Raw genomic sequence first — 23,542 nt, 5'->3', positions numbered from 1 at the left:
CAGCACCCCTCGCATCGGGGTCGAGCCTAACGTGCGGGCCGGTCCGGCACACGCGTCGGCGCGGAGCGTCGGGAGGCCGGTCCGCGGATGCGGGTCGCGCGAGACCGCCTCGCGGTCGGCGGCGCCGCGGGCGGATCCGACGGTGACGCGGACGGGCGACCGGAGTAGCGTCCGGAGCGGAGCGGGCGCGACGGTGCGGCCGCGGGACGGAGGACGGCGATGATCCGGAGCGAGAGGGCCTTCAGCGGCTTCAGCGTGGACGACGTGGAGGCGGCGCGGGCCTTCTACGGCGGAGTGCTCGGGCTCGAGGTCGAGCTGAACGCGATGGGGATCCTCGACATCCGGCTGCCGGGCGGAGGCCGCGCGATCGCGTACCCGAAGCCGGACCACGAGCCGGCGTCGTTCACGATCCTGAACTTCTCGGTGGAGGACGTCGACGCGGCGGTCGCCGAGCTGCACGCGGCAGGCGTCACCACGGCGATCTACGACGACCCGTCGCTGCCGACCGATGCGGACGGAGTGATGCGCGGCCACGGGCCGACGATCTGCTGGTTCCGCGATCCGGCGGGCAACGTGCTGAGCGTGATCGAGGGCGACTGAGGTCTCGGCCCGCGCACTGTCAGCCGCGGGAAGCACGTCCGCGACCCGTGTTAACGACGAAAGCCGGCCCCTCTCAGGACCGGCTTTCGCTTTCTTGTTGCGGGGGCAGGATTTGAACCTACGACCTCTGGGTTATGAGCCCAGCGAGCTACCGAACTGCTCCACCCCGCGGCACAAGAAGAGACATTACACGCGTTCCGGCGCCGGTGCAAATCGACGCGGCGGTGGGAGCGGGCTCCGGTCTCAGGCGGGCTTGGCGGCGCGCAGCACGGCGCTCCCGTCCACGCTCAGCCCGACCGCCGTCAGGGCGGCTGCGAGCTCGGACGAGGTGCGCGACCAGGTGCGGACGTCGGCGCCGACGGGAGCGGACGACGACGGGGCGACGAGCACCGCTCCGCCGGGGGCGACGAACCACTCCACCAGCCGCGCCCACTCCTCCAGGTCGGGGAGCCACGAGACGACGCCGGCGCTGCAGAGCACGACGTCGAACGAGTCGGGCTCCGGCAGCATGTGCCGCAGCTCGTAGAGGTTCGCGCAGACGAAGCGGGCGGAGCCGGCGAGGTCCCTGTCCGCGGCGGCGGCGCGTGCTCGGCGCACGGCGGGCATCGAGAAGTCGACGCCCACCACGCGGGCGCCGCGCTCGGCGAGCTCGAGCGCGTCGAGCCCGTCGCCCGAGCCGAGCTGGAGGATCCTCGGCCCGGGGTCGAGGAGCGCCGCGGTGACGAGCTCCGGGTGGAGCGCACCCTCGCCGGTGCGCTCCTCCCAGTACGTGCGGTTCAGCTCGAGCCACTCCCCCGAGCGGAGGTGCTCGCCGCGGTCGACCTGCACCATGCGGGCTACTGGCCGCCCTCGGCCTGCAGCGCCCGCGAGAGCGCCTCGGTCAGCTGCTCGTCCGCCGCCGCGAAGGCGGTGAGGTCGCCCGCCTTGAGGGCGTTCTCGCGAGCCGTGAGGGCGTCCCGCGCGTCGTTCAGCGCCTGCTGCAGCGCCGTCTGGTCGCCCGTGGCCGGCGTGGAGCCGGTGCCGCCGGTCGTGCCGCCCGCGTCGCCTCCGGTGTCGCCGCCCGAGGTGCCGGTGCCGGCGTCCGGAGTCGTCGGCGTGCCGGTGTCGCCCGCGTCGGCTCCCGAGTCGCCGCCGAAGAGGCTGTCGAGGGCCGCGTCGAGGGTGTCCTCGAAGGCGATGTCGTCACCGAACGCGACCAGCACCTTCTGCAGGAGCGGGAAGCTCGTGTCTCCGTTGGAGCGCACGTAGATCGGCTGGACGTAGAGCAGGCCGCCGCCGACCGGCAGCGTGAGCAGGTTGCCCCTCGTGACGGTGGTGTCGCCGCGGGAGAGGATGTTCAGCTCGTTCGCGACCGTCGGGTCGGTGGTGAACGCGTTCTGCACCTGGCCGGGGCCGGGCACCGTGTCGTCCTTCGGCAGCTCGAGCAGGCGGAGCGTGCCGTAGCCGTCGGCCACGGAGCCCGCCGTCGAGCCGGCGTCGGAGTCGGCCACGAGGTAGCCGGTCAGCACGTTGCGGCTGGCCTGCGCGCCCTGGACGCTCGCCGGGATGTACGTCGAGTAGAGCGAGTACGACGGCACGTCCTGATCCGGCGTCTGCAGCGTCAGGTAGTACGGAGGCTGCAGGCTGGTGCCGGTCGCGGCGGCCGTGGTCGCGGCTCCGCTCGTCGGGTCGTTCGGCGTCGCCCAGGCGTCCTCGCGGGAGTAGAAGGAGCCCGCGTCGGTGACGTGGTAGGTGCCGAGGACCGCGCGCTGGACCTTGAAGAGGTCCTCCGGGTACCGGACGTGGCTGAGCAGCTCGCCCGACATGTCGCTCACGGGCTTCACCGTGGTCGGGAAGATCTTCTGCCAGGTCTGCAGGATCGGGTCCTCGGTGTCCCACGCGTAGAGCGTGACGCTGCCGTCGTACGCGTCGACGGTCGCCTTCACCGAGTTGCGGATGTAGTTGACGTCGTCGGTCGGGAACTGCTGCTGCGTGTTCGTGTCGGCGATCGCCTGCGAGAGGCTCTGCACCTCCGAGTACGGGTAGTCGGCCGAGGTGGTGTACCCGTCGACGACCCACTTCACGCGGCCGTCGACGACGGTCGGGTAGGCGTCGGAGTCGAGCTTGAGGTACGGCGCGACCTTCTGGACGCGCTGCACGGGATCGCGGTCGTAGAGGATCTGCGAGTCGTCGTTCACGCCGTCCGAGAGGAAGATCTGCTCGGACTGGAACTTGATCGCGTAGACGAGCTTCTTGAAGACGTTGTCGAGAGCGGGGCCGCCCTCGCCGTCGAAGGTCGTGTAGGTCTGCTGCGCGCCGTCGGTGCCCGAGGGGTAGTCGAGCTCGATGTCGCGCGAGTCGTTGCCGCCCACGATCGAGTACGGCGGGGAGTTCTCGCCGAAGTAGATCCGCGGCTCGTAGTCGCCGAGGTCGCCCGTCGTCGGAACGCCGGACTCGATGAACACCGGCTCTCCGTCGGCCGAGCGCTGGTTGCCGTACGCGGCGACCAGGCCGTAGCCGTGGGTGTAGACCAGCGTCTGGTTGTACCAGGTCTGGTTGGTGCCGAGGCCGTTGAGGTTCAGCTCGCGGACGCCGACCACGGCGTCCTGCGTCGATCCGTCGATGGAGTAGCGGTCGACGTCGAGCGCGTTCTGCGTGTCGCCGAACTTGTAGTACTGGCGGAACTGCTGCAGCTGCGAGAACGCGTCGGTGACGACGGCGGGGTCGAGGATGCGGATGTTCGCGGTGGTCTCGGCGTCCGAGCGCAGGGCGCCCGGCTCCGCGTCCGTGGTCGCGTCGTAGGGGATGACGTCGACGTCGCTGACGCCGTAGGCCTGGCGGGTCATGTCGATGTTGTTCTGGATGAAGGGCTGCTCGAGCGTGCGCTCGTTGGGCTCGACCTGGAACTTCTGCACGATCCAGGGGTAGAGGGAGCCGACGAGCAGGCTCGACACGATCAGCAGCGCGGTGCCGATGACCGGGAAGCGCCAGCGGCCGATGAAGGCGGTGACGACGAAGAGGATCGCGACCAGCGCCGCGATGCCGGCCAGGATCTGCAGGCCCGGGATCGTCGCGTTGACGGTGGAGTAGGTGGCGCCGGTGATGCGGGGCCCCTGCTGCGCGAGCGTCGCGTACTGGTCGAGCCAGAGGCTGACCGCCTGCACGGCGAGGTAGAGGGCGGCGATGACCGCCAGCTGGATGCGCGAGGCCTTCGAGATGCGGATCTCGCGGCCGTTCACCCGGATCGCTCCGTAGAGGTAGCCGGTGGCGAGGGTCGCGAACGCCGAGATCAGCAGGACCGCCGACGCGAAGCCGACGATGCTCTGGTAGAAGGGCAGCTCGAAGAGGTAGAACGACGTGTCGAGGCCGAACTGCGGATCCGTGGTGCCCGAGGGCGTGCGGTTCCAGAAGGTGAGGCTCGTCTGCCAGCGGGTGGCGGAGGAGACGCCGGCGAAGAGGCCGAGCACCGCGGGGATCCCGAAGGTGGCCAGGCGCCGCAACGGCTCCACGACCTGCTGGTAGCGGTCGATCTGCGAGTTGAGCTTCGCGTAGACCGGCCGGAGGCGGTAAGCCAGCATCAGGCTGATGAACACCGGCACCGCCATGGCGACGAAGCCGATGACGAAGAGACCGCCCGCCGCCGCCCACTGCGTCGTGAGCACGGAGAGGAAGCCGAGCTGGTCGTACCAGAGGATGTCGGTGTACAGACCGGCGAAGACGAAGAACGCCACCACCAGGACGGCCACCACCACGACAGTGACGGCGAGGACGCTCCGTCTCTTCCGCGGCGGGGTTTCGGTTGCTGTGGAACTCACGTGAGGGCCTCTTGCTGTCGAGATGTGAGGGGAGGCCACCCATGCTATGCGACGGCTGTCCGGCTCACCTGGGCGTCGACCCGGGGTCGGCGGGCGGGATCAGTCGAGGGGAGCGGCGGTGCTGCAGTCCGGCAGCCCGGAGGTGTCGCCCGCGGCGATGCCCTTCAGTGCGGCGAGGGCGTCGTCGAGGGTCGAGACCGCGAGCACGTCGAGCCCGTCGGGGACGTGGCCGACGACCTCGTTGCAGTTGGTCGCGGGGGCGAGGAAGTACTCGGCTCCGGCGCCCTCCGCCCCGTGGAGCTTCTGGCGGATCCCGCCGATGGCGCCGACCTCGCCGGCCGCGTCGATCGTGCCGGTCCCGGCGACGCTCCGCCCGCCGTTGAGCTCGCCCTCGGTGAGCTTGTCGATGATCCCGAGGGCGAACATCATGCCCGCGCTCGGCCCGCCCACGTCGTCCAGCTGGATGTCGACCTCGAACGGGAAGTCGAAGGCCGCTCCGGGGAGGACGCCGATGACGGCGGCGCCGTTCGAGTCGCGCGGCGTGACCTCCACCTCCTGCCGGACGCCCTCGCGCTCGATGCTGACCTGCACCGGGGAGCCGGTGCCGAGGGTCTGCAGGGTCGCGCGCAGGGCGGTCGCGTCGGCGACAGGGGTGCCCGCGACCGCGAGGATCTCGTCCCCCGCCTCCAGGACGCCCTCGGCCGGGGAGCCCTCGGGCACCTGCACGACCGAGACGCGCTGCTCGACGGGGTAGCCGAGCTCGGTGAGCGCGGCGGCGATCGCCTCCTGCTGGGAGTCGGTCATCTCGGCCTGGTTCGCCTCGTCGCGCTCCTCGACCGTGGAGGAGGGAGGGAAGATCGCGTCGACCGGAACGACCGCCTTGGTCCTGTCGAACCAGGCGCTCGCGACCTCGACCCAGGTGGGCAGGCTCTGCGGGTTGCCGACGACCGACACGGTGAGCATGTCGAGCGTGCCGGCCGTGGGGTAGGTGGTGCGGTCCGGGATCGAGATGAGGGGCACGTCCTTGCTGCTGCCCAGGGTGTCGAACACGGGGCCGGGCTGCTCGATCACGTAGGGGGCGGGCGCGACGCCCAGACCGACCACGACGGCGACACCCGAGAGGAGGACGACCGGTCCGACCCACGGGCGGCGCGAGGAGGAGGAGGGGCGCGGGTCGTCGGAGAACAGCGACACGGGGGCCTTTCTGGCAACGGGTGGAGCGGCTCCGCCGGGATGTTCGCGGCGGGCGGAAGCGGGCTGGGCCCGAGCGGTGCTCTGCACGCCGAGGCCCCGGGCGCTCGGGCTAACGTAGCTTGCACGACTGGGAGTCGCGCCGGAACCGGCGCCCTGTGCAGGGCCGCGGAGGCGGTGCGGCGACCGGATTCAGGTGAGCGACGGAGGGCTGATCCCGATGGCCGATGGCGACAGTGCGGACCGAGCGGGCGGCGGCTCCGAGGACGAGTTCCGGGAGATGCTGCGGCAGTTCCTCTCGGGGAACGGCCCGGTCGACCCCTCGCAGCTCGCCGGAGCGGCGGGACTGCCGAACGACCCGGTGGCCCTGCAGAACCTGCTCTCGCAGCTGCAGAGCGCGATGCAGCAGAACGGCGACGGCGGCGTCAACTGGACGCTCTCGCTCGAGCAGGCGAAGCAGCTCGCGCGCGCCGAGTCCGCGCCGGTGTCCGACTCCGTGCGGACTCCGATCGACGCGGCCTTCGGCGTCGCCGCGCTCTGGCTCGACGAGGTCGCGTACGTCTCCGAGCTGAGCCGCACGCCGCGCTCGATCAGCCGCCTCGAGTGGATCTCCCTGACGATGCCGGTCTGGACCCAGCTCGCCGAGCCGGTGGCGCTGAGCATCTCGGACGCGCTGACCCGCGTGCTCCGCGAGCAGGCCCCGGAGGAGATGCAGGCGATGATCGCCGGTGCCGAGGGCATGATGCGCGGGATCGGCGGCACCCTGTTCGCCCTGCAGCTGGGCCAGGTCGTCGGGCAGCTCGCCGCCGAGGTCGTCTCGGGCGGCGACATCGGCATCCCGCTGCTGGAGGAGAACGACGCGGCGATCCTGCCGCAGAACGTCGCCGCGTTCGGCGAGGGCCTCGACATCCCGCTGGACCAGGTGCAGCTGTACCTGGCGGTCCGCGAGCTCGCGCACGCCCGCCTCTTCCGGCACGGCAAGTGGCTCCGTCTCGCTCTCATCTCGCAGATCACCGACTTCGCGCGCGGGATCAGCATCGACACCACCCGCCTCGAGGAGCTGGCCGAGGGCTTCGACCCGTCGAACCCCGAGGAGCTCCGCGACGCGATGACCTCCGGCGCGCTCATCCCGCCGAAGACGGAGGAGCAGCTCGCCGCGCACGGCCGCCTCGAGACCGTCCTCGCCCTCATCGAGGGGTGGGTCGACGTCGTCACCGCGGCGGCGACCACCCGCCTGCCCAGCGCCGGGGCGATCGCCGAGACGGTCCGCCGCCGCCGCGCCTCCGGCGGCCCGGCCGAGTCCGCCTTCGCGACCCTCGTCGGCCTGGAGCTGCGCCCGCGCCGCCTCCGCGAGGCCGCCGTGATGTGGCAGGCCGTGACCGACGCCGTCGGGCCCGAGGCCCGCGACTCCCTCTGGTCGCACCCCGACCTGCTCCCCGGCTCGGAGGACCTGGACGACCCGAGCGCGCTCGTCGCCCGGCTCACGGCCGAGGCCCGCGGCGAGACCCCGGAGCCCGACGAGATGGACCGCGCGCTGGAGGACCTGCTGAACGGCACGATGCCGCGCGAGGGCGACGGCGCCTCCGGAGACGCTCCGGACACGACCGACGACGCCGGCTCGCCGGACGACGACGACCGCGGCTCCTCCCCCACGGGCGACCGCCCCGTCTGACCCCCCGTCCGGCGCCCGCCTGTGGACAACTCGCGCGGCGCCGGGCCGGTCTCGGCCATGATCGCCGGATGGTGCTCCGGCTCGATCCCCGACTCCCCCTGCTCTGGCGCTCCGCGACCGCGGTGCAGCTCGGCCTCGACCGGCCGCACGCGGTGCTGGACGGCGTCGGCTACCCGGAGGAGCTGCTGCTCGACGCCCTCCGCGTGGGCACCAGTGCCGGCACCGTCCGCCTGATCGCGGCGCGCGCCGGAGCGAGCGAGGCGCGGGTCGACGAGGTGCTCGAGGCGCTCCGGCCGGTCCTGCTGCGCAGCGTCGAGCCCGGCCCTCCCCCGGCACCCCGGGTCGTCGTCGAGGGCACGGGCGCGGCACCGGACGCACTGCGCACGCTGCTCCGGAGCGAGGGCTGCTCGCTGCTCGCCGACGACGGGACGCCGGACCTCGCCGTGCTGATCGCCGACTTCGCGGTCGCCCCCGCCCGCGCCGCGCACTGGCTCGCGGCCGACGTGCCGCACCTGGCGGTGGTGTTCGGCGACGAATCGGTGCGCCTCGGACCCCTGGTGGAGCCGGGGTCCGGACCGTGCCTGCACTGCGCCGAGCGGGACCGGATGGACCTCGACCCGGATCGCGCGCGCCTCGTGATCCAGGTGCTCGGCCGCTCAGCACCCACCCGCACGCCGCTCGCGAGCGCGGCGATCGCCGTGGCGGCCGCCGACGCCGTGCTGCGGCGGCTCCTCGCGGGCTGGCGAGGGCTCCGCGCGGCCGAGCGGGTCTACAGCGACGCCTCCGGAGCGTTCACCGTGCGGGAGCGGGAGCCGCACCCCGAGTGCGCGTGCCGAGCTCTTCGAGGAAGCGCGACGGCTCCCTCCGCGTGACGCGGCCGACCGTCGAGCGCGCCCACGAGAGGCGCAGGCGCCGGCGGGCCCGGGTGATGCCGACGTAGAGGAGGCGCCGCTCCTCGTCGATCGCCTCGAGGCCGGCGGCGTACGAGATCGGCAGCAGGCCCTCGGCGAGCCCCATCAGGTGCACCGACTCCCACTCGAGGCCCTTCGCCGAGTGCAGCGTGGCGAGGGTGACCGCGCCGCGGTCCGGCTCGTGGTGGACCTGCTGGCGTGCGATCAGGTCGTCGGTGAACTGGCGGAACGTCCATCCGGCAGGGGCCTCGTCGACGAGGCGGGCCAGCGTGTCCAGCGACTCCCACCGGTCGCGCACCGCACCGGGCGCCGACGGGGGCTCGGCGCTCCAGCCGAGCGAGCGGAGGACGTCGCTCACCGACTTGAACAGCGGCTCGCCGCTGATCGACACGGACGCCGCGCGCAGCTGCATCACGGCCTGCTTCACCTCGGGCAGGTCGAAGAAGCGCTTGCCGCCGCGCATGTGCGCGCTCACTCCACGCTCGTGCAGGGCGTGCTCGATGACCGCCGACTGGCTGTTGGTGCGGAAGAGGACCGCGATGTCGGAGGGGCGCACCCCCGCCTCGATGTCGGCCGCGACCCGCGCCGCGATCCCGCGCGCCTCCGCGATGTCGTCCGGGTAGGCGTCGATCGCGGGCTCCGGCGCCTCGGCGGCGGCGACGGCGTGGAGCGAGAGGGCGCCGGGCCTGCCCCGCATGAGGCGGTTCGCGGTCTGCACGATCGGCACGGCCGAGCGGTAGTTCTCCTCCAGGCGCACCACTGTGGCGGCCGGCCAGCGGGACGGGAAGTCGAGGAGGTAGTCGGCCCGCGCACCCGCGAAGGAGTAGATGGTCTGGCTGGCGTCGCCGACGACGCAGAGGTCGCTCCGGTCGCCGAGCCAGAGCTCCAGGAGCCGCTGCTGCAGCGGCGAGACGTCCTGGTACTCGTCGACGACGAAGAAGCGGTACTGCTCGCGCACCTGCATCGCCATCGCAGGCTCGGACTCGAGCATCCCGGCGGTCACGAGCAGGACGTCCTCGAAGTCGATCTGGCGGCGCTGGTCCTTCAGCCCCTCGTACTCGTCCACGAGCGCGACCGTCTGCTCCAGGGTGAGCCGTCCGGGCAGGGGGCGCGTGCGGGCGGCGACGGCGTACTGCTCGAGCGAGAGGGCGGACACCTTCCGCCACTCGATCTCGGCCGAGAGGTCGCGGAGCGTCGCCGTGTCGAGCTTCAGGCGGAGCCGCTCGGCCGCGTGCCCGAGCAGGCGCGCCTTGCCGTCGAGCAGCTGGGGCATCGTGCCCCCCACCAGCTGCGGCCAGAAGTAGCCGAGCTGCGAGAGGGCGGCGGCGTGGAAGGTGCGGGCCTGGACGCCGCCGGCGCCGAGCACCCGCAGGCGCGAGCGCAGCTCGGCCGCGGCGCGGCTGGTGAAGGTCAGGGCCATGACGCGACCGGGCGTGTAGACGCCGGTCGCCACTCCGTGCGCGATGCGGTGCGTGATCGTCCGGGTCTTGCCCGTGCCCGCTCCCGCGAGGACGCAGACCGGCCCCAGCAGCGCCTCCGCCGCCTCGCGCTGCCCCTCGTCGAGTCCGTCGAGCAGGGTCACGCGATCGGGCCGTTCTCCAGCTCGCCTCCGTACCAGTCCTCGATCATCGCGCGGGCGATGGACGAGCGGCCGGGCAGCAGCACGGACTCGAGCGAGTCGTGCAGCTGCTGCCGGGTGAACCAGCGCAGCTCGACGATCTCCTCGCCGTCCGGGAGCAGATCCTCCGGGGACTGGTCCTCGGCGAGGCGGGCGGTGAAGCCGACCATGAGGGAGGCGGGGAAGGGCCAGGGCTGCGAGCCGAGGTACTGCGGGTCGACGACGCGCATGCCCGACTCCTCGCCGATCTCGCGGATCACGGCGGCCTCGAGCGACTCGCCCGGCTCGACGAAGCCGGCGAGCAGGGAGAAGCGGCCGGTGCCCCACATCGCGTTCGAGCCGAGGAGGAGGCGGTCGTCCGCGTCGAGGACGCAGACGATGATCGCCGGATCCGTGCGCGGGAAGACCTGGCTGCCGTCGGTGGGCGAGCGGCGGACCCAGCCGCCCTGCTCGACGACGGTCGGGTCGCCGTTGCGGGGCGAGTAGCCGTGCGAGGCGTGCCAGTTCGCGATGGCGAGAGCCTCGGTGAACAGGCCCGCGTCGCGGTCGCTCAGGCGCTCGGCGATCGGGCGCAGGCCGCTCCACCGCTCCTCGTCGGGCTCGAGCTCGGCGGCGGCCGCGTCGGTGAGGACGGTCGCGATGACGGGGGTTCCGACCGGCTCGCCGGGGGCCTCGGCGAGCGTGCGGCCGAGGTAGATCCGGAGGGTGCCGGCGGTCACGTCCTCGGGGCGGCGCAGGAGGAGGCGGTCGGCCTCGACCAGGGTCCGGTCGTGGTGCAGGACGAGCACGCGGGTGGCGGGATCGGCGAGCAGCTCGTCGAAGAGCGCGGGCCGCGAGCGTCCGACGCCGTCGCGGTCGGCCGCCTGTCGCGAGAGCGGGAGGCGATCGGCGAAGGGCAGTGACATCCGGGGCTCATTTCGTGACGGGGGCCGCGAGGACCGCTGTCGCGGGCCTTCGACGGCATCGGCGGGACAGCGCGTGGCGGCGGGCCGGCCGGGCACGAGCCGCCTACCCTGGAAACCATGGCCAGATCCCATCTCACTCTAGCCGCGCTGGCCACCTCGGCCGTCGAGGGCCTCGACGTCCGCTCCGCGCGCCCCTTCACGTCCTCGACGCACGGCGACTTCGACTCCGCCCTGCTGACGACGCGCGAGGGCGCCCGCCTCGTCGTGCGCGTGCCCACGTCCGCGCTCGCGGAGCAGGAGCAGCTCGGCGACCTCGTCGCGCTCCGGGCGCTGACCGCCGGCATCCGCAGCCGCCTGCCCTTCGATCTGCAGGAGAGCGTCGGGCAGACGCCGTTCGACGGCACCCGCGCGGTCGTCTACGAGTACCTCGAGGGAGATCGCGTCCTCATCGACGACGTGGCCGCGCAGAGCGGGCTCGCGGACTCGATCGGCCGGGCCGTCGGGGCGATCCACTCGCTCCCGGTGTCGTTCGTCCAGGAGGCGGGCCTGCCGATCGCGACCGCGCGAGACAGCGTGAACGAGACGGTCGCGGTGATCGAGCGCGCGGCCGACACCGGCCACGTCCCGGCGGCGCTCGTCGCGCGCTGGGAGTCGGCCTCCTCCGACGAGGCGCTCTGGCAGTTCGACCCGACCGTGGTGAACGGCTCGATGACCGCCGACTCCTTCCTCCGCTCGGGCGACGTCGTCGCGGCCGTGCTCGGCTGGGCGGCGCTGCGGGTCGGCGACCCGGCGCGCGACCTGCACTGGCTGCTGAGCGCCCCGGGCTCGGAGACGGCGCTCTCCGCCTACTCCCGGATGCGCGCGGGAGCAGTGGACCGCACGATCCGCCAGCGCGCTCAGCTCTACGCCGAGCTCGAGCTCGCCCGCTGGCTGCTGCACGGCACCGAGACCGACGACTCCGCCATCGTGGACGACGCGGTCGCCATGCTCGACACGCTGGTCGACAGCGTGCTGGGCGACCTCTCCGCGCCCCTCTCGACCGACACCGGCCCGGTGCTGGAGGTCTCGGAGGTCGAGGAGCTGCTCAACCGCACGCCGGGAGCCCGCACGGGCTCCTCCGCTCACGGCCGCGGGCTCGCTCCCGTCGCCGAGGAGAGCGACTCCGCGAGCTCGCGCTCGGAGTAGAACCGCTCGGGCCGCAGCACGAGGTCGTCGGCGACGAAGTAGAACACGGCGTCGACGCTCTCGAGCGGCACCCCCCGCCAGCGCGAGTAGGCGAGCCGGTACAGCGCGAGCTGGAACTGCTTGAGCTCGAGGTCGGCGGCGTCCCTCGGCGCCCGCCCGGTCTTCCAGTCGACGATCTGCACGCCGTCCTCCGTCGGGTACACCGCGTCGAGCTTGCAGACGACGACGTGGCCGGCGAGCTGGAGGTGGATCTCGATCTCGACCGCCTCCGGGCGCCGGTCGGCCCACTCCGAGCGCTCGAACGTGGCGATCAGGGCGTCGAGCCGCTCCTGCTCGACGCTCGCGGGGCCGGCGTCGTCGAGCTCGTCGGGGAAGGTGTCGACCGCCTCCGCCCCGCCCTGGACGCCGAAGCGGTTCTCGACCCAGGAGTGGAAGGTCGTGCCGAGCCGGGTCTGCCGGTAGGGGCGCTCCGGCATCGGCCGGCGCAGCTGCGCCGCGACCTCGTCCGGCGTGCTGACGATGTCCTTGAACCGGGAGGCGGGGATGCGGGTGGGCAGCGGCGTGCGCTCGCCCCCGGCCAGCCGCACCGCCCGCTCGGCGAGCAGCAGGCGGATGTCGTCGCCGCGCGCCCCGAGCAGAGCGGGCTCGGCGCTGCGGACCCGGGCGGCGGCGGCGCGGACCCGGTCGCCGCGGGAGCCGAGCGGATCGTGGGGCCAGCGGAACGTGCGCGGGGCCCGCTCGAGCGGGTTCTCCTCGTTCGCGGGCTCGGTCGGCAGCGGCGGGATCGTGCCGGCCTCCTCGAGGTCGCGGAGGAAGACGCCCGGTCCGCGCGGCTTGGCCTGGCCGGCCCACCACGAGCCGCTGAGCAGGAGGTGGTGACGCGCCCGCGTGACGGCCACGTAGGCGAGACGCCGCTCCTCCGCCTCGTTGCGCTCGCGGAGGGTGTCGCCGAACGCTCCGATCGCGTCGACGAACTCCTTCTGCGTGCTGCAGCCGCGCCAGGCGAGATCGGGGAGCTCGGCGGCGTCGCCGCGGAACGCGTAGGGCATCGCGCCCAGTCTGACCCACCCGCGGAAGCCCTCGACCGGCGTGCCGGGGAGCTCGCCGTCGACCATCCGCGGGACGGCGACGAGGTCCCACTCCAGACCCTTGGAGCCGTGGATCGTCAGCAGCTGCACCGTCCCCGGCTCCGGGTCCTCCGGTCGCGGGGCCAGGCCGTCGCGCTTGTCCGCGAGGACGAGCCAGCGGAGGAATCCGCGGAGGGAGGAGCCGGTGCCGGCGCCGCGGTCGTCCGTCTGCAGGTACCCGGCCACCGCCTCGCGGAAGGCCTCGAGGTTGGCGCGGCCGTCCCCGCGCGACTCGTTCGCCTCGACCTCGATGTCCAGGCCCAGCTCCTGCTCGACCAGGGTGACGAAGTCGAGGAGGTCGAGCCCGGCCCGGGCGCGCAGCCGGGCGAACAGGGCGCCCGCCTCGTGCAGGCGCCGCAGGCCCTCGGCGCTGAATCCGCCGAGCGCGGAGTGGTCGATCCGCCCGTCGTCGCCGGGGCGGCGCGCCGCGATGAAGTCGAGGGCCTCGACGATCGAGCCGCCCTCGCCCTCGGTGACGGACGCGCGCATCCGCTCGCGCACCTCCTCCGGGAGCAGCCGGTGGGCGTGGTCGCGCGCCGCGAGCCACGAGGCGAGGTCGCGCAGCGCCTTGAGGTCGCGGACGCCCAGACGCCAGCGGGCGCCGGCCAGGAGGCGGACGAGCTCGCTGCCGGCGGCCGGGTCCTCGACCACGGTGAGCGCGGCGACGAGGTCGGCGATCTCGGGCTGCCGCAGCAGGCCCCCGATGCCGAGGATGTGGTACCGGACGCCGTGCTTCGCCAGCGCGGCGGCGAAGCGGTCCATGTGCGCGCGCACCCGGAAGAGCACCGCGGCCGACGGCGGCTCGGCGTTCTCGCGCAGTTGCCCGGCGAACCAGGCGGCGACGTCGTCCGCCTCCTCCTCGATCGTCTCGGGGAAGGTGAGCTCGACCGGGTGCTCGGAGGCCTGAGGCCCCGCGCTCAGCGTGTCGACTGCGACCGCGCTCCCCGCCGACAGCGGCTCCACGATCGCGTTCGCGGCGGTCAGCACACGGCGGCCGTTGCGCCAGCTCGTGCTGAGGGAGAAGCGGCCCGCTCCCCCGAAATCGGTGCCGAAGCGGCCGAGCCCCTCGGCGCTCGCACCGCGCCAGCCGTAGATCGACTGGTGCGGGTCGCCCACCGCCATCACTCCCTGCCCGGCGAAGAGCCGCGAGAGGAGGCGGGTCTGCAGCACGGAGGTGTCCTGGTACTCGTCGAGGAGCACCACCCGGTACCTTGCGCGGTGCTCGTCCACGATCCGCGGCACCCGGTCGACGATCCGCAGCGCGAGGGCCACCTGGTCCGAGAACTCGACGAAGCCGCGCTCGGCCTTCGCCTCCTGGAACCGCTCGGCGAGCGCCGTCAGCACCGGCAGCGCGCCCACGGCCTGCAGCGCCTTCTCGAGCTCGCGGTAGAGCCCCGAGCCGCTGCCTCCGCGCGGCAGCTCGCCCAGGCGGAGGAAGTCCTCGGCGAACGCGGCGACCGCGGCCGGATCGGCGAGGTTGTCGGCGAGGTCGTGCGCGAGCGAGACGACGAGGTCGGTCAGCCGGTCGATCCCCGCCTCCACCTCGAGGATGCGCGGATCGGCCGTGTCGGCCACGACTCCCCGCGCGAGATGCCAGGCGGAGGCCTCGGAGAGCACGGTCGCGTCCCCCTCGCGGCCGATCAGGGCGGCGTTGTCGCGGAAGATCGTGTTCGCGAAGGCGTTGTAGGTCGAGACGGTGGCGGCCTCGAACGGGTCGGGCGCCGACTGCCCGGGCGCGAGCGGGAGCAGGCCCGCCGCGCCGAGCTGGTCGATCCTCCGCCCGATGCGCTCGCCGAGCTCGGCCGCCGCCTTGCGGGTGAAGGTGAGGCCGAGCACCTCCGACGGCGCCGCGTGGCCGTTCGCGAGGAGCCAGAGGACGCGGTTCGCCATCGTCTCGGTCTTGCCGCTGCCGGCACCGGCGACCACCAGGGCAGGCTCGAGCGGCGCCTCGATGACGGCGCGCTGCTCGGCGGTGGGCGGGCGCAGGTCGAGGCGCTCGGCGATGGTCAGGGCGTCGATCACGGCAGCTCCTCCTCGAGGACGGCGGAGGGGTCGGGGTCGGCGGGGCCGGATGGATCGGCCGGCGCATCGGGACCCGGCTCCTCGGAGTCCTCCGGGTCCTCTGTCTCGTCGACCTCGTCGATCGCCAGGAGTCCGTCCCCCGGGACCTCGGGCACCGCGTGGATGCGGTACCGCAGGGCGTCGCCGGGGGAGAACGGGATCGCGTCGAGCAGGCCCGAGAAGCCCGCCGCCGCCATGCCCAGGGCCGCGGCGCGGACGCGATCGCGCAGCCGCTCCAGCTCCTCCTCGCCGAAGCGCTCCTGGACCACCTCGCGGTACGGCTTCCCGCGCACGCCCGTCGCCACGAAGAGCAGCTTCGCGCCTCCCCCGTCGGCCGGATCGGCCGCCTCGATCGCCCCTTCGGCGACGGCGAGCTGATAGCTGCCCAGCTGCGCGTGCTCGGCGATGTCGTCCTTGCGGGGGGTGCTGCGGCCCGTCTTGAGATCGACGATCGTGACGGCGCCGTCGGCCGCGCGCTCGACGCGGTCGATCGAGCCCCGCACCCGGGCGGGCGGGACGTCGAGCTCGAACTGCTGCTCGCGGCCGAGCACCACGCCTCCCCCGCGCTCGAAGTCGGCGAGGTAGCCCGCGAGGCCGTCGATCAGCCGCCGTGTGACGCGCTTCTGCCGCTCCCCCAGCCAGGGCGACTCGAAGACCAGCTCCGGCCACCGCGACTCGAGAGCCGCCCACAGCTCCTGCGGATCGGGCCGCTCGGCGTTCTCGAGGACCCAGTGCACGAGGGTGCCGACCCCCATCGCCGTGCTCGTCGTGGAGCCGGAGACGGCGTCGACGAACCAGTCCAGAGGGGACCGCTCGAAGGCCTCGAGGCGGCTCGGCGAGACGGAGACGGGACGCTCGGGGTCGCCGACGTCGAAGAGCGGCTCCGTGGTCGAGGGCTCGAGCACCCCGGACCAGGAGGAGGGGTCGGCGCCGGGGACCTCCGCGAGCGCCAGGGCGCTGAGCCCTCGGATGGCGGCGGGAGCCTCGGTCGAGTCCGGTGTGGTGGCGGTCCGGCGCAGCGCCGCCACCGCCCCGCGCAGCGTGAGCGGCACCGCGGAGGCCGGATCGAGCCGCGGCGCGTCCGGCGGGGTGAGCCGGAAGAAGAGGGAGGGCGTCTCGTCCTCGCCCGCGACGGCGCTGAGCACGAGCTGCCGCCGGGCGCGGGAGGCGGCCAGGGCGAACATCCGGAGCTCGTCGTCGAGAGTGGCCTTGCGGGCGTCGAGCGGCAGTCCGCCCTCGCCGCGGGCGTGCCGCAGCAGGCCGTCCGGATCGAGCAGCGAGCCGCGCTGGCGGAGGTTGGGCCAGACGCCGTCCTGCAGCCGCGCCACCACCACGACGTCGAACTCCAGGCCGACGACGGAGGAGGGCGTGCCGATGAGGACCGCGTCCTCGACGGAGCGCGGAGCGAGAGTGTCCTCGGGGACCTCCGCCTCGAGGATCTCGGTGACGAAGCCGATCGCGGAGTGCCCGGTCGCCCGCTCCACGAACCGGCGCGCGGCGCTGAAGAGGGCGACCACGCCGTCGAGGTTGCGGTTGGCCTCGGCGGCGGTCAGGCCGGTGCCGAGGGCGAGCTCGCGCCAGGAGGACGCGACGCGGCTGGACTCCCAAGCCGACCACAGGAGCTCCTCGATCGAGCCCCCCTCCTCGTGCAGGCGGCGGACCCGGTCGATCGTCACGGCCAGCCGCTCGGCCTGCCGGGCGGGAGCGGAGTCGATGGTCGCGAATCGGCCGGGCGCGGCGAGGGCCTCGACCAGCAGCGGGTCGCTCGCGCGGATGCCGCCGCCGGCCAGCTCCTCCGCCCGGAGCGCGAGCCGGAGCCTGCGCAGCCCCAGCCGGTCGACCCCGCCGAAAGGGCCGAGCAGCAGCTCCGCCGCGAGTTCCGCATCGAGGGGCCGCTCGCCGATCGCGACGCCGACCAGCACGAGCAGCGCCCGGGCCGCGTGATCGTCGCGCAGCGCCCGTCCGGCGAGCACGGAGCGGGTCGGCACCTCCGCCACCGCGAGCGCCTTCACCAGCGGCTGGACCGCGGCTCCGGAGCGGACGACGACCGCCATCCGCCGCCACGGCACTCCGTCGCGCAGCCGCCGCTCGCGCAGCAGCCGCGCCACCGTCGCCGCCTCCCGCGCCGCCGTCGGGGCGTGCAGCACCAGGACGGGCGCCGGGCCCGCCTCGGGGGCCGGAGCCGCGACCGCCGCCCGCTGCCGGCCGGCCGCCGCGGTGCCGATCCGCTCGGTGGCCGCCGACACGACCGCCCGCAGCGCGGCCGAGTGGCGGTGCACGCGCGCGAGCACCAGAGTCTCGACGTCGGACGCGCCGATGCTCGCGGCGAACCGGCCGAGCGTGTCGGAGGCCGCGCCGCGGTAGGCGCTGGTCGCCACGTCCGGGTCGCCCAGCGCGATCACGGTCACCCCGCGCTCCGTCAGCGCCCGCAGCAGCACGAGCGTCGACTCGCTCGCCTCCTGGAGGTCGTCGACGACGACGAGACGCAGCGCGTCGATCCGCTCGCCGCCCTCGCCCGCGCGGATCGCCTCGGCCGCGTAGGCCGCGAACTCCGCCGCGTCCAGGCGGGTCCCCGCCTGGGGCGCCATCCACTCGACCACCTCGCGCAGCTCGTCGAGCACGTCGGCCGCCGCGCTCCACTCCACTCGCTCGGCGTCGACCCCGAGGGCGCGGATCGCGTCCGAGTCGAGCCCGTGCTCGGTCGCACGCATCCCGAACTCGCGGAGCTCGGTCCGGAAGGTCCGCAGCCGCAGCACCTCGGGGCTGAACTCCTCCGGCCACCGCGGGCCGGTCCCCTCCTCGAGGTGGCCCTCGACGAGCTCCGAGAGGAGGGCGTCCTGCTCGCCGCCGGTCAGGAGGGTCGGCCGCTCGAGGCCGCGCTCCTTGGCGGAGGAGGTGACCGCCTCGAACGCGAGCGAGGTCGCGGTCCGGGCGAGCGGGCCCCGGGTCGGCACTCCCAGCCGCAGGGCGAGCACGTCGCGCAGGGCGGTGGCGGCGGTGCGGCTGGCCGCGAGCACCACGACCGACTCGGGCGGGTACCCCCGCTCGAGGACGCGCTCGGCGACCAGCTCGACGACCGTCGTGGTCTTGCCCGTCCCCGGCGCCCCGAGCACGGCGGCGCTGCGGCCCTCGGGCAGCGCGAGCACCGCGCGCTGGGAGTCGTCCAGCACGACCGCGGGCTCGCCCGGGAGCGCCTCGCCGACGGAGGCTGCGGTGGAGGGAGCGGGGGTCGCGGGAGCGGTCACACGACCACGGTAGCCACCGGGTCCGACACTCCCGCCCGTCCCCGCCGGGAGCCCCGGCCGCCCGCTCCGCTCACCGCGAAACCGGCGCGGTCGTCCGAGCGCGGTCCCGTATCCTGACACCCTCGTCCCCTCCCGAAAGGCACTGCTGGTGGAAATCCGTATTGGAATGGTCAACACCCCGCGCGAGCTCAACTTCGAGTCGTCGATGTCCGTGACCGAGGTCGAGAAGACGGTGACCACCGCTCTCGAGGCCGGCACCGCCGTCCTCCGCCTCCGCGACGAGAAGGGCAAGATCTACATCGTCCCGACCGCCACCATCGCCTTCGTCGAGGTCGGCTCCGAGGAGTCGCGCCGCGTCGGCTTCGTCGCCTAGAGCGTCCCGGGCGGACACGTCGTGGAGCTCCTCTTCATCACCCTGTTCGGGGTCCTGATCGGTCTCGCCGCGCGCTACGGGCTGCCGCACCGGCACCTGCACGGCTCCGTGCTGGTCCCGGCGATCGGCGGCCTCGTCGCCGCAGTCGTCTGGGTCGCGCTGACCTGGGCGGGCCTGCCGTGGGACGGCGGCCTGATCTGGGTCCTGTCCCTCGTCGCGACCGCCGTGGTCGTCGCCCCGGTCGGCCTCTCGCTCGGGCGCAGCCGCGCCCGCCGCGACGAGGCCTCCCTGCAGGCGATGCTCTCGGGACGCGTCGCCCCCTGATCCGAGCCTGAGGCGCGGGAGTCCTCGGACTTCCGCGCCTCCGTCGTTCCGGATTCCGGCGCAGTGCGACGCCGGGAACCGTCAGGCCGTGAGCCCCAGCGCGTCCATCCGGCGCGTGTGCGAGGCGATGAGCTCGGTGAACACCGGCTCTATCCTCGACTCGTCGGAGTCGTGGTTGCCCGAGCCCATCAGTGCGGAGCGCGCCACGAGGAGGGTGTCGCCCACCAGGCGGCGGCCCCAGACGGCCAGGCGCGAGCCCAGGCGCTCGTCCGCGGCGATCTCGCGGCGGAGGATCGCGATCACGCCGTCGACGCCCGTGTCCGCGCCGAGCGTCTGCGCGATGCGCGGCCCCACGTCGGTGGGCAGCCCGCCGGTGAGGCGGATGAAGAAGTCGTCGAGCAGGCCCGCCGTGATGTACGCCGAGAGCAGCGTCTCGTGGAGGTCCGCACCGCGGGTGAGCCGCTCGAAGGTGTCGATCGCGGGGCGGAACGGAGTCATGGCCTCGCCGGGCTCCACGTCGCGGCGGCGCAGCTCGGCGACGACCGCGTGGTGCTTCGCGAGCGCCGTGCCGGCGGCGGAGGAGATGGCCTCCTTGTCCGCGAGGTCGTCGGTCTCGGCGACGGCGCGCGCCAGCACCTCGAACACCGCGAGCTGGAGGTAGGCGACCTGGCCGAGGTAGGGCAGCACCTCGGGGGTGAGGTCGGCGAGGTCGACGCGGTCGCGCTTCTGGCTCGACTCCCCGCGGGGCGTCAGGCGGGGCACCTCGAGCAGGGGACGTCGACGTCGGAACCAGGCAGCCATTTCCTCAGCATAGGGCGCCGGAGGAGCGGGGTTCCGGGGCCGGCGGGGCCGGGAGCAGTAGACTCGCCGGGATGTCACCGGCGCTGGATCGGTGACCCTGCGCCCGGAGTCGTACAGGGGCGTAGACCGTTCGACACGACAGGCGCTTCACTCCGTGACTTTCTCCGATCTGAACATCGACGACGACATCGTCGCCGCACTCGCCGCCAAGGGCATCCTCGAGCCGTTCCCCATCCAGGAGCAGACGATCCCCCTGGCCCTGCAGAAGCAGGACATCATCGGCCAGGCCAAGACCGGCACCGGCAAGACCTTCGGCTTCGGCCTCCCCCTCATCCAGGCCCTCGGCACCGACCCGGAGCCGGGCGTCAAGGCGCTCATCGTCGTCCCGACCCGCGAGCTCGCCGTGCAGGTCACCGAGGACATCGAGCTGGCCGCCTCCAACCGGCCGACCAAGATCGTCTCGATCTACGGCGGCAAGGCCTACGAGGGCCAGATCGAGCAGCTGAAGGCCGGCGCGCAGATCGTCGTCGGCACCCCCGGCCGCCTCCTGGACCTCGCCGGGCAGCGCCTGCTCTCGCTCGCCAACGTGCAGGTGATGGTCCTCGACGAGGCCGACAAGATGCTCGACCTGGGCTTCCTCTCGGACATCGAGAAGCTGTTCGCGCAGACGCCGCCCACCCGCCACACCATGCTCTTCTCGGCGACGATGCCGGGCGCGATCGTCGCGCTCGCGCGCCGCTTCATGAACAAGCCCATCCACATCCGCGCGACCGACCCCGACGAGGGCATCACGCAGGCGAACATCAAGCACATCGTCTACCGGGCGCACTCGCTCGACAAGGACGAGGTCATCGCGCGCATCCTGCAGTCCGAGGGCCGCGGCAAGACCGTCATCTTCACCCGCACGAAGCGCGCCGCGGCCCGCATCGTCGAGGAGCTCAACGACCGCGGCTTCAACGCGGCGGCCGTGCACGGAGACCTCAACCAGGAGCAGCGCGAGCGCGCGATGGCGGCGTTCAAGGCCGGCAAGAAGGACATCCTGATCGCCACCGACGTCGCCGCGCGCGGCATCGACGTGAACGACGTCACCCACGTGATCAACCACACGATCCCGGACGACGACCAGACCTACCTGCACCGCGTCGGCCGCACCGGGCGCGCGGGCAAGACCGGCATCGCGGTGACCTTCGTCGACTGGGAGGACCTGCACAAGTGGGCCCTCATCAACCGGGCGCTGGAGTTCGGCCAGCCCGACCCGGTCGAGACCTACTCGTCGTCGCCGCACCTCTACACCGACCTCGACATCCCCGCGGGGACCAAGGGACGGCTGAAGCCGACCCCGATCCCCGCCGAGGCGAAGGCCGACGCGCGCCCGGACCGGGGCGAGCGCTCCGACCGCGGCGAGCGCTCCGAGCGGGGCGACCGGCCGCCGCGTCGCCGCACCCGCTCCGACTCCGCCGACTCGACCGCTCCGCAGCAGACCGGCCCCGCTCCCTCGAGCGAGAGCAAGGAGCACCACGACGGCAACAGCGAGCCGCGCCGCCGCACCCGGTCGCGCCGCCGCTCGCCGCGCCCCGACGCGCAGGCCTGAGCCTCCGCGCCCCGAGCCCGTCCCCCCGCGATCCGTCGCGGGAGGGCGGGCTCTCGGCGTCTCAGCGGCTCTCCCGCGACTCAGCGGTGTCCCCACGCGACTCAGCGGCTCTCCGCCCCTCAGCGGTCACGGTGATCCGGCGGCTCTCCGCCTGTCAGCGGCTCTCCGCGACTCAGCGGGCGGAGGAGCGGATCGCGTCGACGGTCGCGCGCGCGGTCGTGTTCTCGCCCAGGCGGTTGGGCTTGCCCGTGCCGTGGTAGTCGCTCGAGCCCGTGGTGACGAGCGAGTACTGCTCGGCGAGCTCGCGCAGGCGGCGCTTGCCGTCGGCCGTGTTCTCGCGGTGCTCGACCTCGAGGCCGAACAGGCCGGCGTCGACGAGCTGCGGGAGGATCGACTCGACCGCGATCCCGCGGGCGCTCGCGGCCGGGTGCGCGATGACCGGGACCCCGCCCGCCGCGCGGACCAGGCGCACGGCGTCGACCGGGTCGGGCGCGTAGTGCGGGCGGTAGTAGCCGCCGCGCCAGTCGAGGATCCCCGCGAAGGCCGCGGAGCGGTCGGTGGCCAGGCCGCGGGCGACGAGCGCGTCGGCGATGTGCGGACGCCCGATGGTCGTGCCCGGGCTGGTCTGGGCGAGGACGTCGTCCCAGGTGAGGTCGTAGTCGGCCGCGATCGCGGTGACGATCGCCTCCGCGCGGTGCGTGCGGGCCGAGCGGATGCGCGCGGTCTCGGCCACGAGCCCCGGATCCGCCGGATCGACGAGGTACGCGAGGACGTGGACGCTGGCCCAGCCGACGCGGGAGGAGAGCTCCATGCCGGGCAGCAGGTCGATGCCCGCCTCCTCGGCCGCGGCGAGCGCCTCGGCCCAGCCGCCGGTCGTGTCGTGGTCGGTGAGCGCCACTCCGGCGAGCCCGGCCGCGGCCGCGGCCCGCACCAGGACGGCCGGAGCCTCGGTACCGTCGGAGACGACGGAGTGGGTGTGGAGGTCGTAACGGCCCCCGTCGACATGCATGCGCTCATCGTAGACGCGCCGCCTGCGAGCCCTCCGATGCCCTAGTAGCCTGGGCGGCGATGGGGACGAGACTGGTGAAGACCGCGGTGGCGGTGATCGTGGCGATCGCTCTGCTGGTGGTCGCGGCGCCCGGCTTCTTCGGGATCGCCCGGGAGGCCCCCTTCGCCCAGCTGGTGCCGTTCCGGCTCGCGACGGGCGCGGCGGCCGTCGGGCTCGCCGCTGTCCTGGTCGTGATCGCGGTCCTCGTCGCTCCGGTCAGGCGCCTCGCGCTGGCCCTCGCGGCGCTCGGCGTCGTCTTCGCGCTCGTGCTCGCGGGAGTGCAGGGAGCGCGGGGCTACGACTCCGCCGCTCCGCGCGCCCACCGCCTCGCCGACGTGCGCCTCGCGACCTGGAACGTGCTGCACGACGGCGTGCCCGTCGACACGATCGCCTCGCTCGCCCGGGAGAGCGCGGTCGACGGCATCGCCCTCCTCGAGGTCTCGCAGACGCACGCGCAGGACGTCGTGAACGCGCTCAGCGCCCAGGGGATGTCGATGACCCTCCACTACGCCGGGTCGGGCGCCGACGACGGGGCGGCCCTGCTGCTCTCCCCCTCGCTCGGCGGCTACAGCGTCGACACCGCCGCGGTCGTCACCGGATCGACGCCGTCCCTCGTCGCGCGCCCCGACACCCCCGAGCGCCCCGTCCTCGCCGCGGTGCACACCATGGCGCCGATCCCCTCGCGCCTCGCGGAGTGGCGGAGCGATCTGCTCTCGGTCTCCGCGCTCTGCTCCGCGGAGGAGGACGTCGTGGTCCTCGGCGATCTGAACTCCACCGCCGACCACTGGACCGGGCTGCCGGGCTCGGCCGCGCTGGGCGGCTGCCGCGACGCGGGGACCGTCGCGGGCGGCGCCGCCCTGGGCACCTGGCCGTCCTCGGTCCCGCCCGCGCTCGGCGCCCCGATCGACCACGTCCTCTTCTCCGGACGCTGGGAGGTCTCGGGCTACCAGGTCGTCGACGACCGCGACGACGCCGGGAGCGACCACCGGCCGCTGGTCGTCCAGCTCTCGGTCCGCGGGATGGTGAAGGACGCGTCCTGACGCTCCTCCCCGGCGCCGACTCCCCGTCCTCCTCCGCCGCCCGGCCCGTGGCGGCC

The 23,542-nt window shown here is 73.8% G+C and carries 17 protein-coding genes and 1 tRNA gene; 8 read left to right on the top strand and 10 right to left on the bottom strand.

Going from position 1 to position 23,542, the window contains the following annotated elements:
• The first annotated feature begins 219 nt into the window (after positions 1 to 219).
• Entirely contained in the window at positions 220 to 600 is a 381-nt protein-coding gene (locus C5C30_RS05925) for a VOC family protein (protein WP_104226951.1), read from the top strand.
• A 97-nt stretch (positions 601 to 697) separates the two neighbouring features.
• Here the strand turns inward: C5C30_RS05925 and C5C30_RS05920 are convergent.
• The 4 genes from C5C30_RS05920 to C5C30_RS05905 form a co-directional block, all read right to left on the bottom strand.
• Positions 698 to 771, bottom strand: a tRNA-Met gene (locus C5C30_RS05920).
• 72 nt (positions 772 to 843) lie between these two features.
• Entirely contained in the window at positions 844 to 1,431 is a 588-nt protein-coding gene (locus tag C5C30_RS05915; RefSeq protein ID WP_104257275.1) for a bifunctional 2-polyprenyl-6-hydroxyphenol methylase/3-demethylubiquinol 3-O-methyltransferase UbiG, read from the bottom strand.
• A gap of 5 nt (positions 1,432 to 1,436) precedes the next feature.
• Positions 1,437 to 4,394: a UPF0182 family protein gene (locus C5C30_RS05910; RefSeq protein WP_181027225.1), complete on the bottom strand. Its 2,958-nt coding sequence runs from the start codon at positions 4,392 to 4,394 to the stop codon at positions 1,437 to 1,439.
• A gap of 99 nt (positions 4,395 to 4,493) precedes the next feature.
• Positions 4,494 to 5,588: a PDZ domain-containing protein gene (locus C5C30_RS05905; RefSeq protein WP_104333354.1), complete on the bottom strand. Its 1,095-nt coding sequence runs from the start codon at positions 5,586 to 5,588 to the stop codon at positions 4,494 to 4,496.
• Between the two features lie 217 nt (positions 5,589 to 5,805).
• Between C5C30_RS05905 and C5C30_RS05900 the strand changes: the two genes are divergently transcribed.
• Positions 5,806 to 7,257, top strand: coding sequence for a zinc-dependent metalloprotease (locus tag C5C30_RS05900; RefSeq protein ID WP_104333401.1), 1,452 nt, complete (start codon positions 5,806 to 5,808; stop codon positions 7,255 to 7,257).
• Between the two features lie 68 nt (positions 7,258 to 7,325).
• Positions 7,326 to 8,129: a hypothetical protein gene (locus tag C5C30_RS05895; RefSeq protein ID WP_104224835.1), complete on the top strand. Its 804-nt coding sequence runs from the start codon at positions 7,326 to 7,328 to the stop codon at positions 8,127 to 8,129.
• Here the strand turns inward: C5C30_RS05895 and C5C30_RS05890 are convergent.
• Positions 8,050 to 9,786, bottom strand: coding sequence for an ATP-dependent helicase (locus C5C30_RS05890; protein WP_374953597.1), 1,737 nt, complete (start codon positions 9,784 to 9,786; stop codon positions 8,050 to 8,052). The two genes, C5C30_RS05895 and C5C30_RS05890, sit on opposite strands and share 80 nt — an antisense overlap.
• The gene (nudC, locus tag C5C30_RS05885) at positions 9,747 to 10,691 is read right to left on the bottom strand and encodes an NAD(+) diphosphatase (RefSeq protein ID WP_104233180.1); all 945 of its coding nucleotides are present in this window, start codon (positions 10,689 to 10,691) and stop codon (positions 9,747 to 9,749) included. Before nudC ends, C5C30_RS05890 begins: the two co-directional genes overlap by 40 nt.
• 117 nt (positions 10,692 to 10,808) lie before the next feature.
• On the opposite strand from nudC, the gene C5C30_RS05880 reads away from it, so the two are divergent.
• Complete coding sequence (locus C5C30_RS05880) at positions 10,809 to 11,876, top strand: phosphotransferase (RefSeq protein ID WP_104224838.1); 1,068 nt, start codon at positions 10,809 to 10,811, stop codon at positions 11,874 to 11,876.
• On the opposite strand, the gene C5C30_RS05875 is transcribed toward C5C30_RS05880, so the two are convergent.
• The gene (locus C5C30_RS05875; RefSeq protein ID WP_104333353.1) at positions 11,813 to 15,025 is read right to left on the bottom strand and encodes an ATP-dependent DNA helicase; all 3,213 of its coding nucleotides are present in this window, start codon (positions 15,023 to 15,025) and stop codon (positions 11,813 to 11,815) included. The genes C5C30_RS05880 and C5C30_RS05875 overlap by 64 nt on opposite strands.
• The gene (locus C5C30_RS05870; RefSeq protein ID WP_104333352.1) at positions 15,022 to 18,309 is read right to left on the bottom strand and encodes an ATP-dependent DNA helicase; all 3,288 of its coding nucleotides are present in this window, start codon (positions 18,307 to 18,309) and stop codon (positions 15,022 to 15,024) included. Before C5C30_RS05870 ends, C5C30_RS05875 begins: the two co-directional genes overlap by 4 nt.
• 148 nt (positions 18,310 to 18,457) lie before the next feature.
• On the opposite strand from C5C30_RS05870, the gene C5C30_RS05865 reads away from it, so the two are divergent.
• The gene (locus C5C30_RS05865; protein ID WP_104224841.1) at positions 18,458 to 18,682 is read left to right on the top strand and encodes a DUF3107 domain-containing protein; all 225 of its coding nucleotides are present in this window, start codon (positions 18,458 to 18,460) and stop codon (positions 18,680 to 18,682) included.
• A gap of 21 nt (positions 18,683 to 18,703) precedes the next feature.
• Positions 18,704 to 19,006 carry a hypothetical protein gene (locus tag C5C30_RS05860; RefSeq protein ID WP_104319229.1) on the top strand — a complete coding sequence of 101 codons (303 nt, stop codon included), beginning with the start codon at positions 18,704 to 18,706 and terminating at the stop codon, positions 19,004 to 19,006.
• A gap of 81 nt (positions 19,007 to 19,087) precedes the next feature.
• Here the strand turns inward: C5C30_RS05860 and C5C30_RS05855 are convergent, their stop codons facing one another.
• Positions 19,088 to 19,807: a ferritin-like fold-containing protein gene (locus C5C30_RS05855; protein WP_104224843.1), complete on the bottom strand. Its 720-nt coding sequence runs from the start codon at positions 19,805 to 19,807 to the stop codon at positions 19,088 to 19,090.
• A gap of 154 nt (positions 19,808 to 19,961) precedes the next feature.
• Here C5C30_RS05855 and C5C30_RS05850 point away from each other — a divergent pair, with 154 nt between their 5' ends.
• Positions 19,962 to 21,398: a DEAD/DEAH box helicase gene (locus C5C30_RS05850; RefSeq protein WP_104224844.1), complete on the top strand. Its 1,437-nt coding sequence runs from the start codon at positions 19,962 to 19,964 to the stop codon at positions 21,396 to 21,398.
• Positions 21,399 to 21,570: 172 nt separating this feature from the next.
• Here the strand turns inward: C5C30_RS05850 and C5C30_RS05845 are convergent, their stop codons facing one another.
• Positions 21,571 to 22,407, bottom strand: a complete 837-nt coding sequence (locus tag C5C30_RS05845) for a PHP domain-containing protein (protein WP_104224845.1) — start codon at positions 22,405 to 22,407, stop codon at positions 21,571 to 21,573.
• Positions 22,408 to 22,466: 59 nt separating this feature from the next.
• Between C5C30_RS05845 and C5C30_RS05840 the strand changes: the two genes are divergently transcribed.
• Entirely contained in the window at positions 22,467 to 23,486 is a 1,020-nt protein-coding gene (locus tag C5C30_RS05840; protein WP_146081486.1) for an endonuclease/exonuclease/phosphatase family protein, read from the top strand.
• Positions 23,487 to 23,542 lie beyond the last annotated feature (56 nt).

Origin of the sequence: Rathayibacter sp. AY2B5 (genome assembly GCF_002931645.1) — a bacterium.
Classification (GTDB): domain Bacteria; phylum Actinomycetota; class Actinomycetes; order Actinomycetales; family Microbacteriaceae; genus Rathayibacter.
Note: the sequence above shows the minus strand (reverse complement) of the source record. Positions and strands in the feature narration are given on the sequence as shown.

Bases quoted from the DNA above. Each gene is read 5' to 3' on its own strand.
- C5C30_RS05925 (WP_104226951.1), top strand. From the start codon at position 220: ATGATCCGGAGCGAGAGGGCCTTCAGCGGCTTCAGCGTGGACGACGTG.
- C5C30_RS05915 (WP_104257275.1), bottom strand. From the start codon at position 1,431: ATGGTGCAGGTCGACCGCGGCGAGCACCTCCGCTCGGGGGAGTGGCTC.
- C5C30_RS05900 (WP_104333401.1), top strand. From the start codon at position 5,806: ATGGCCGATGGCGACAGTGCGGACCGAGCGGGCGGCGGCTCCGAGGAC.
- C5C30_RS05895 (WP_104224835.1), top strand. From the start codon at position 7,326: ATGGTGCTCCGGCTCGATCCCCGACTCCCCCTGCTCTGGCGCTCCGCG.
- nudC (WP_104233180.1), bottom strand. From the start codon at position 10,691: ATGTCACTGCCCTTCGCCGATCGCCTCCCGCTCTCGCGACAGGCGGCC.
- C5C30_RS05880 (WP_104224838.1), top strand. From the start codon at position 10,809: ATGGCCAGATCCCATCTCACTCTAGCCGCGCTGGCCACCTCGGCCGTC.
- C5C30_RS05855 (WP_104224843.1), bottom strand. From the start codon at position 19,807: ATGGCTGCCTGGTTCCGACGTCGACGTCCCCTGCTCGAGGTGCCCCGC.
- C5C30_RS05845 (WP_104224845.1), bottom strand. From the start codon at position 22,407: ATGCATGTCGACGGGGGCCGTTACGACCTCCACACCCACTCCGTCGTC.
- C5C30_RS05840 (WP_146081486.1), top strand. From the start codon at position 22,467: ATGGGGACGAGACTGGTGAAGACCGCGGTGGCGGTGATCGTGGCGATC.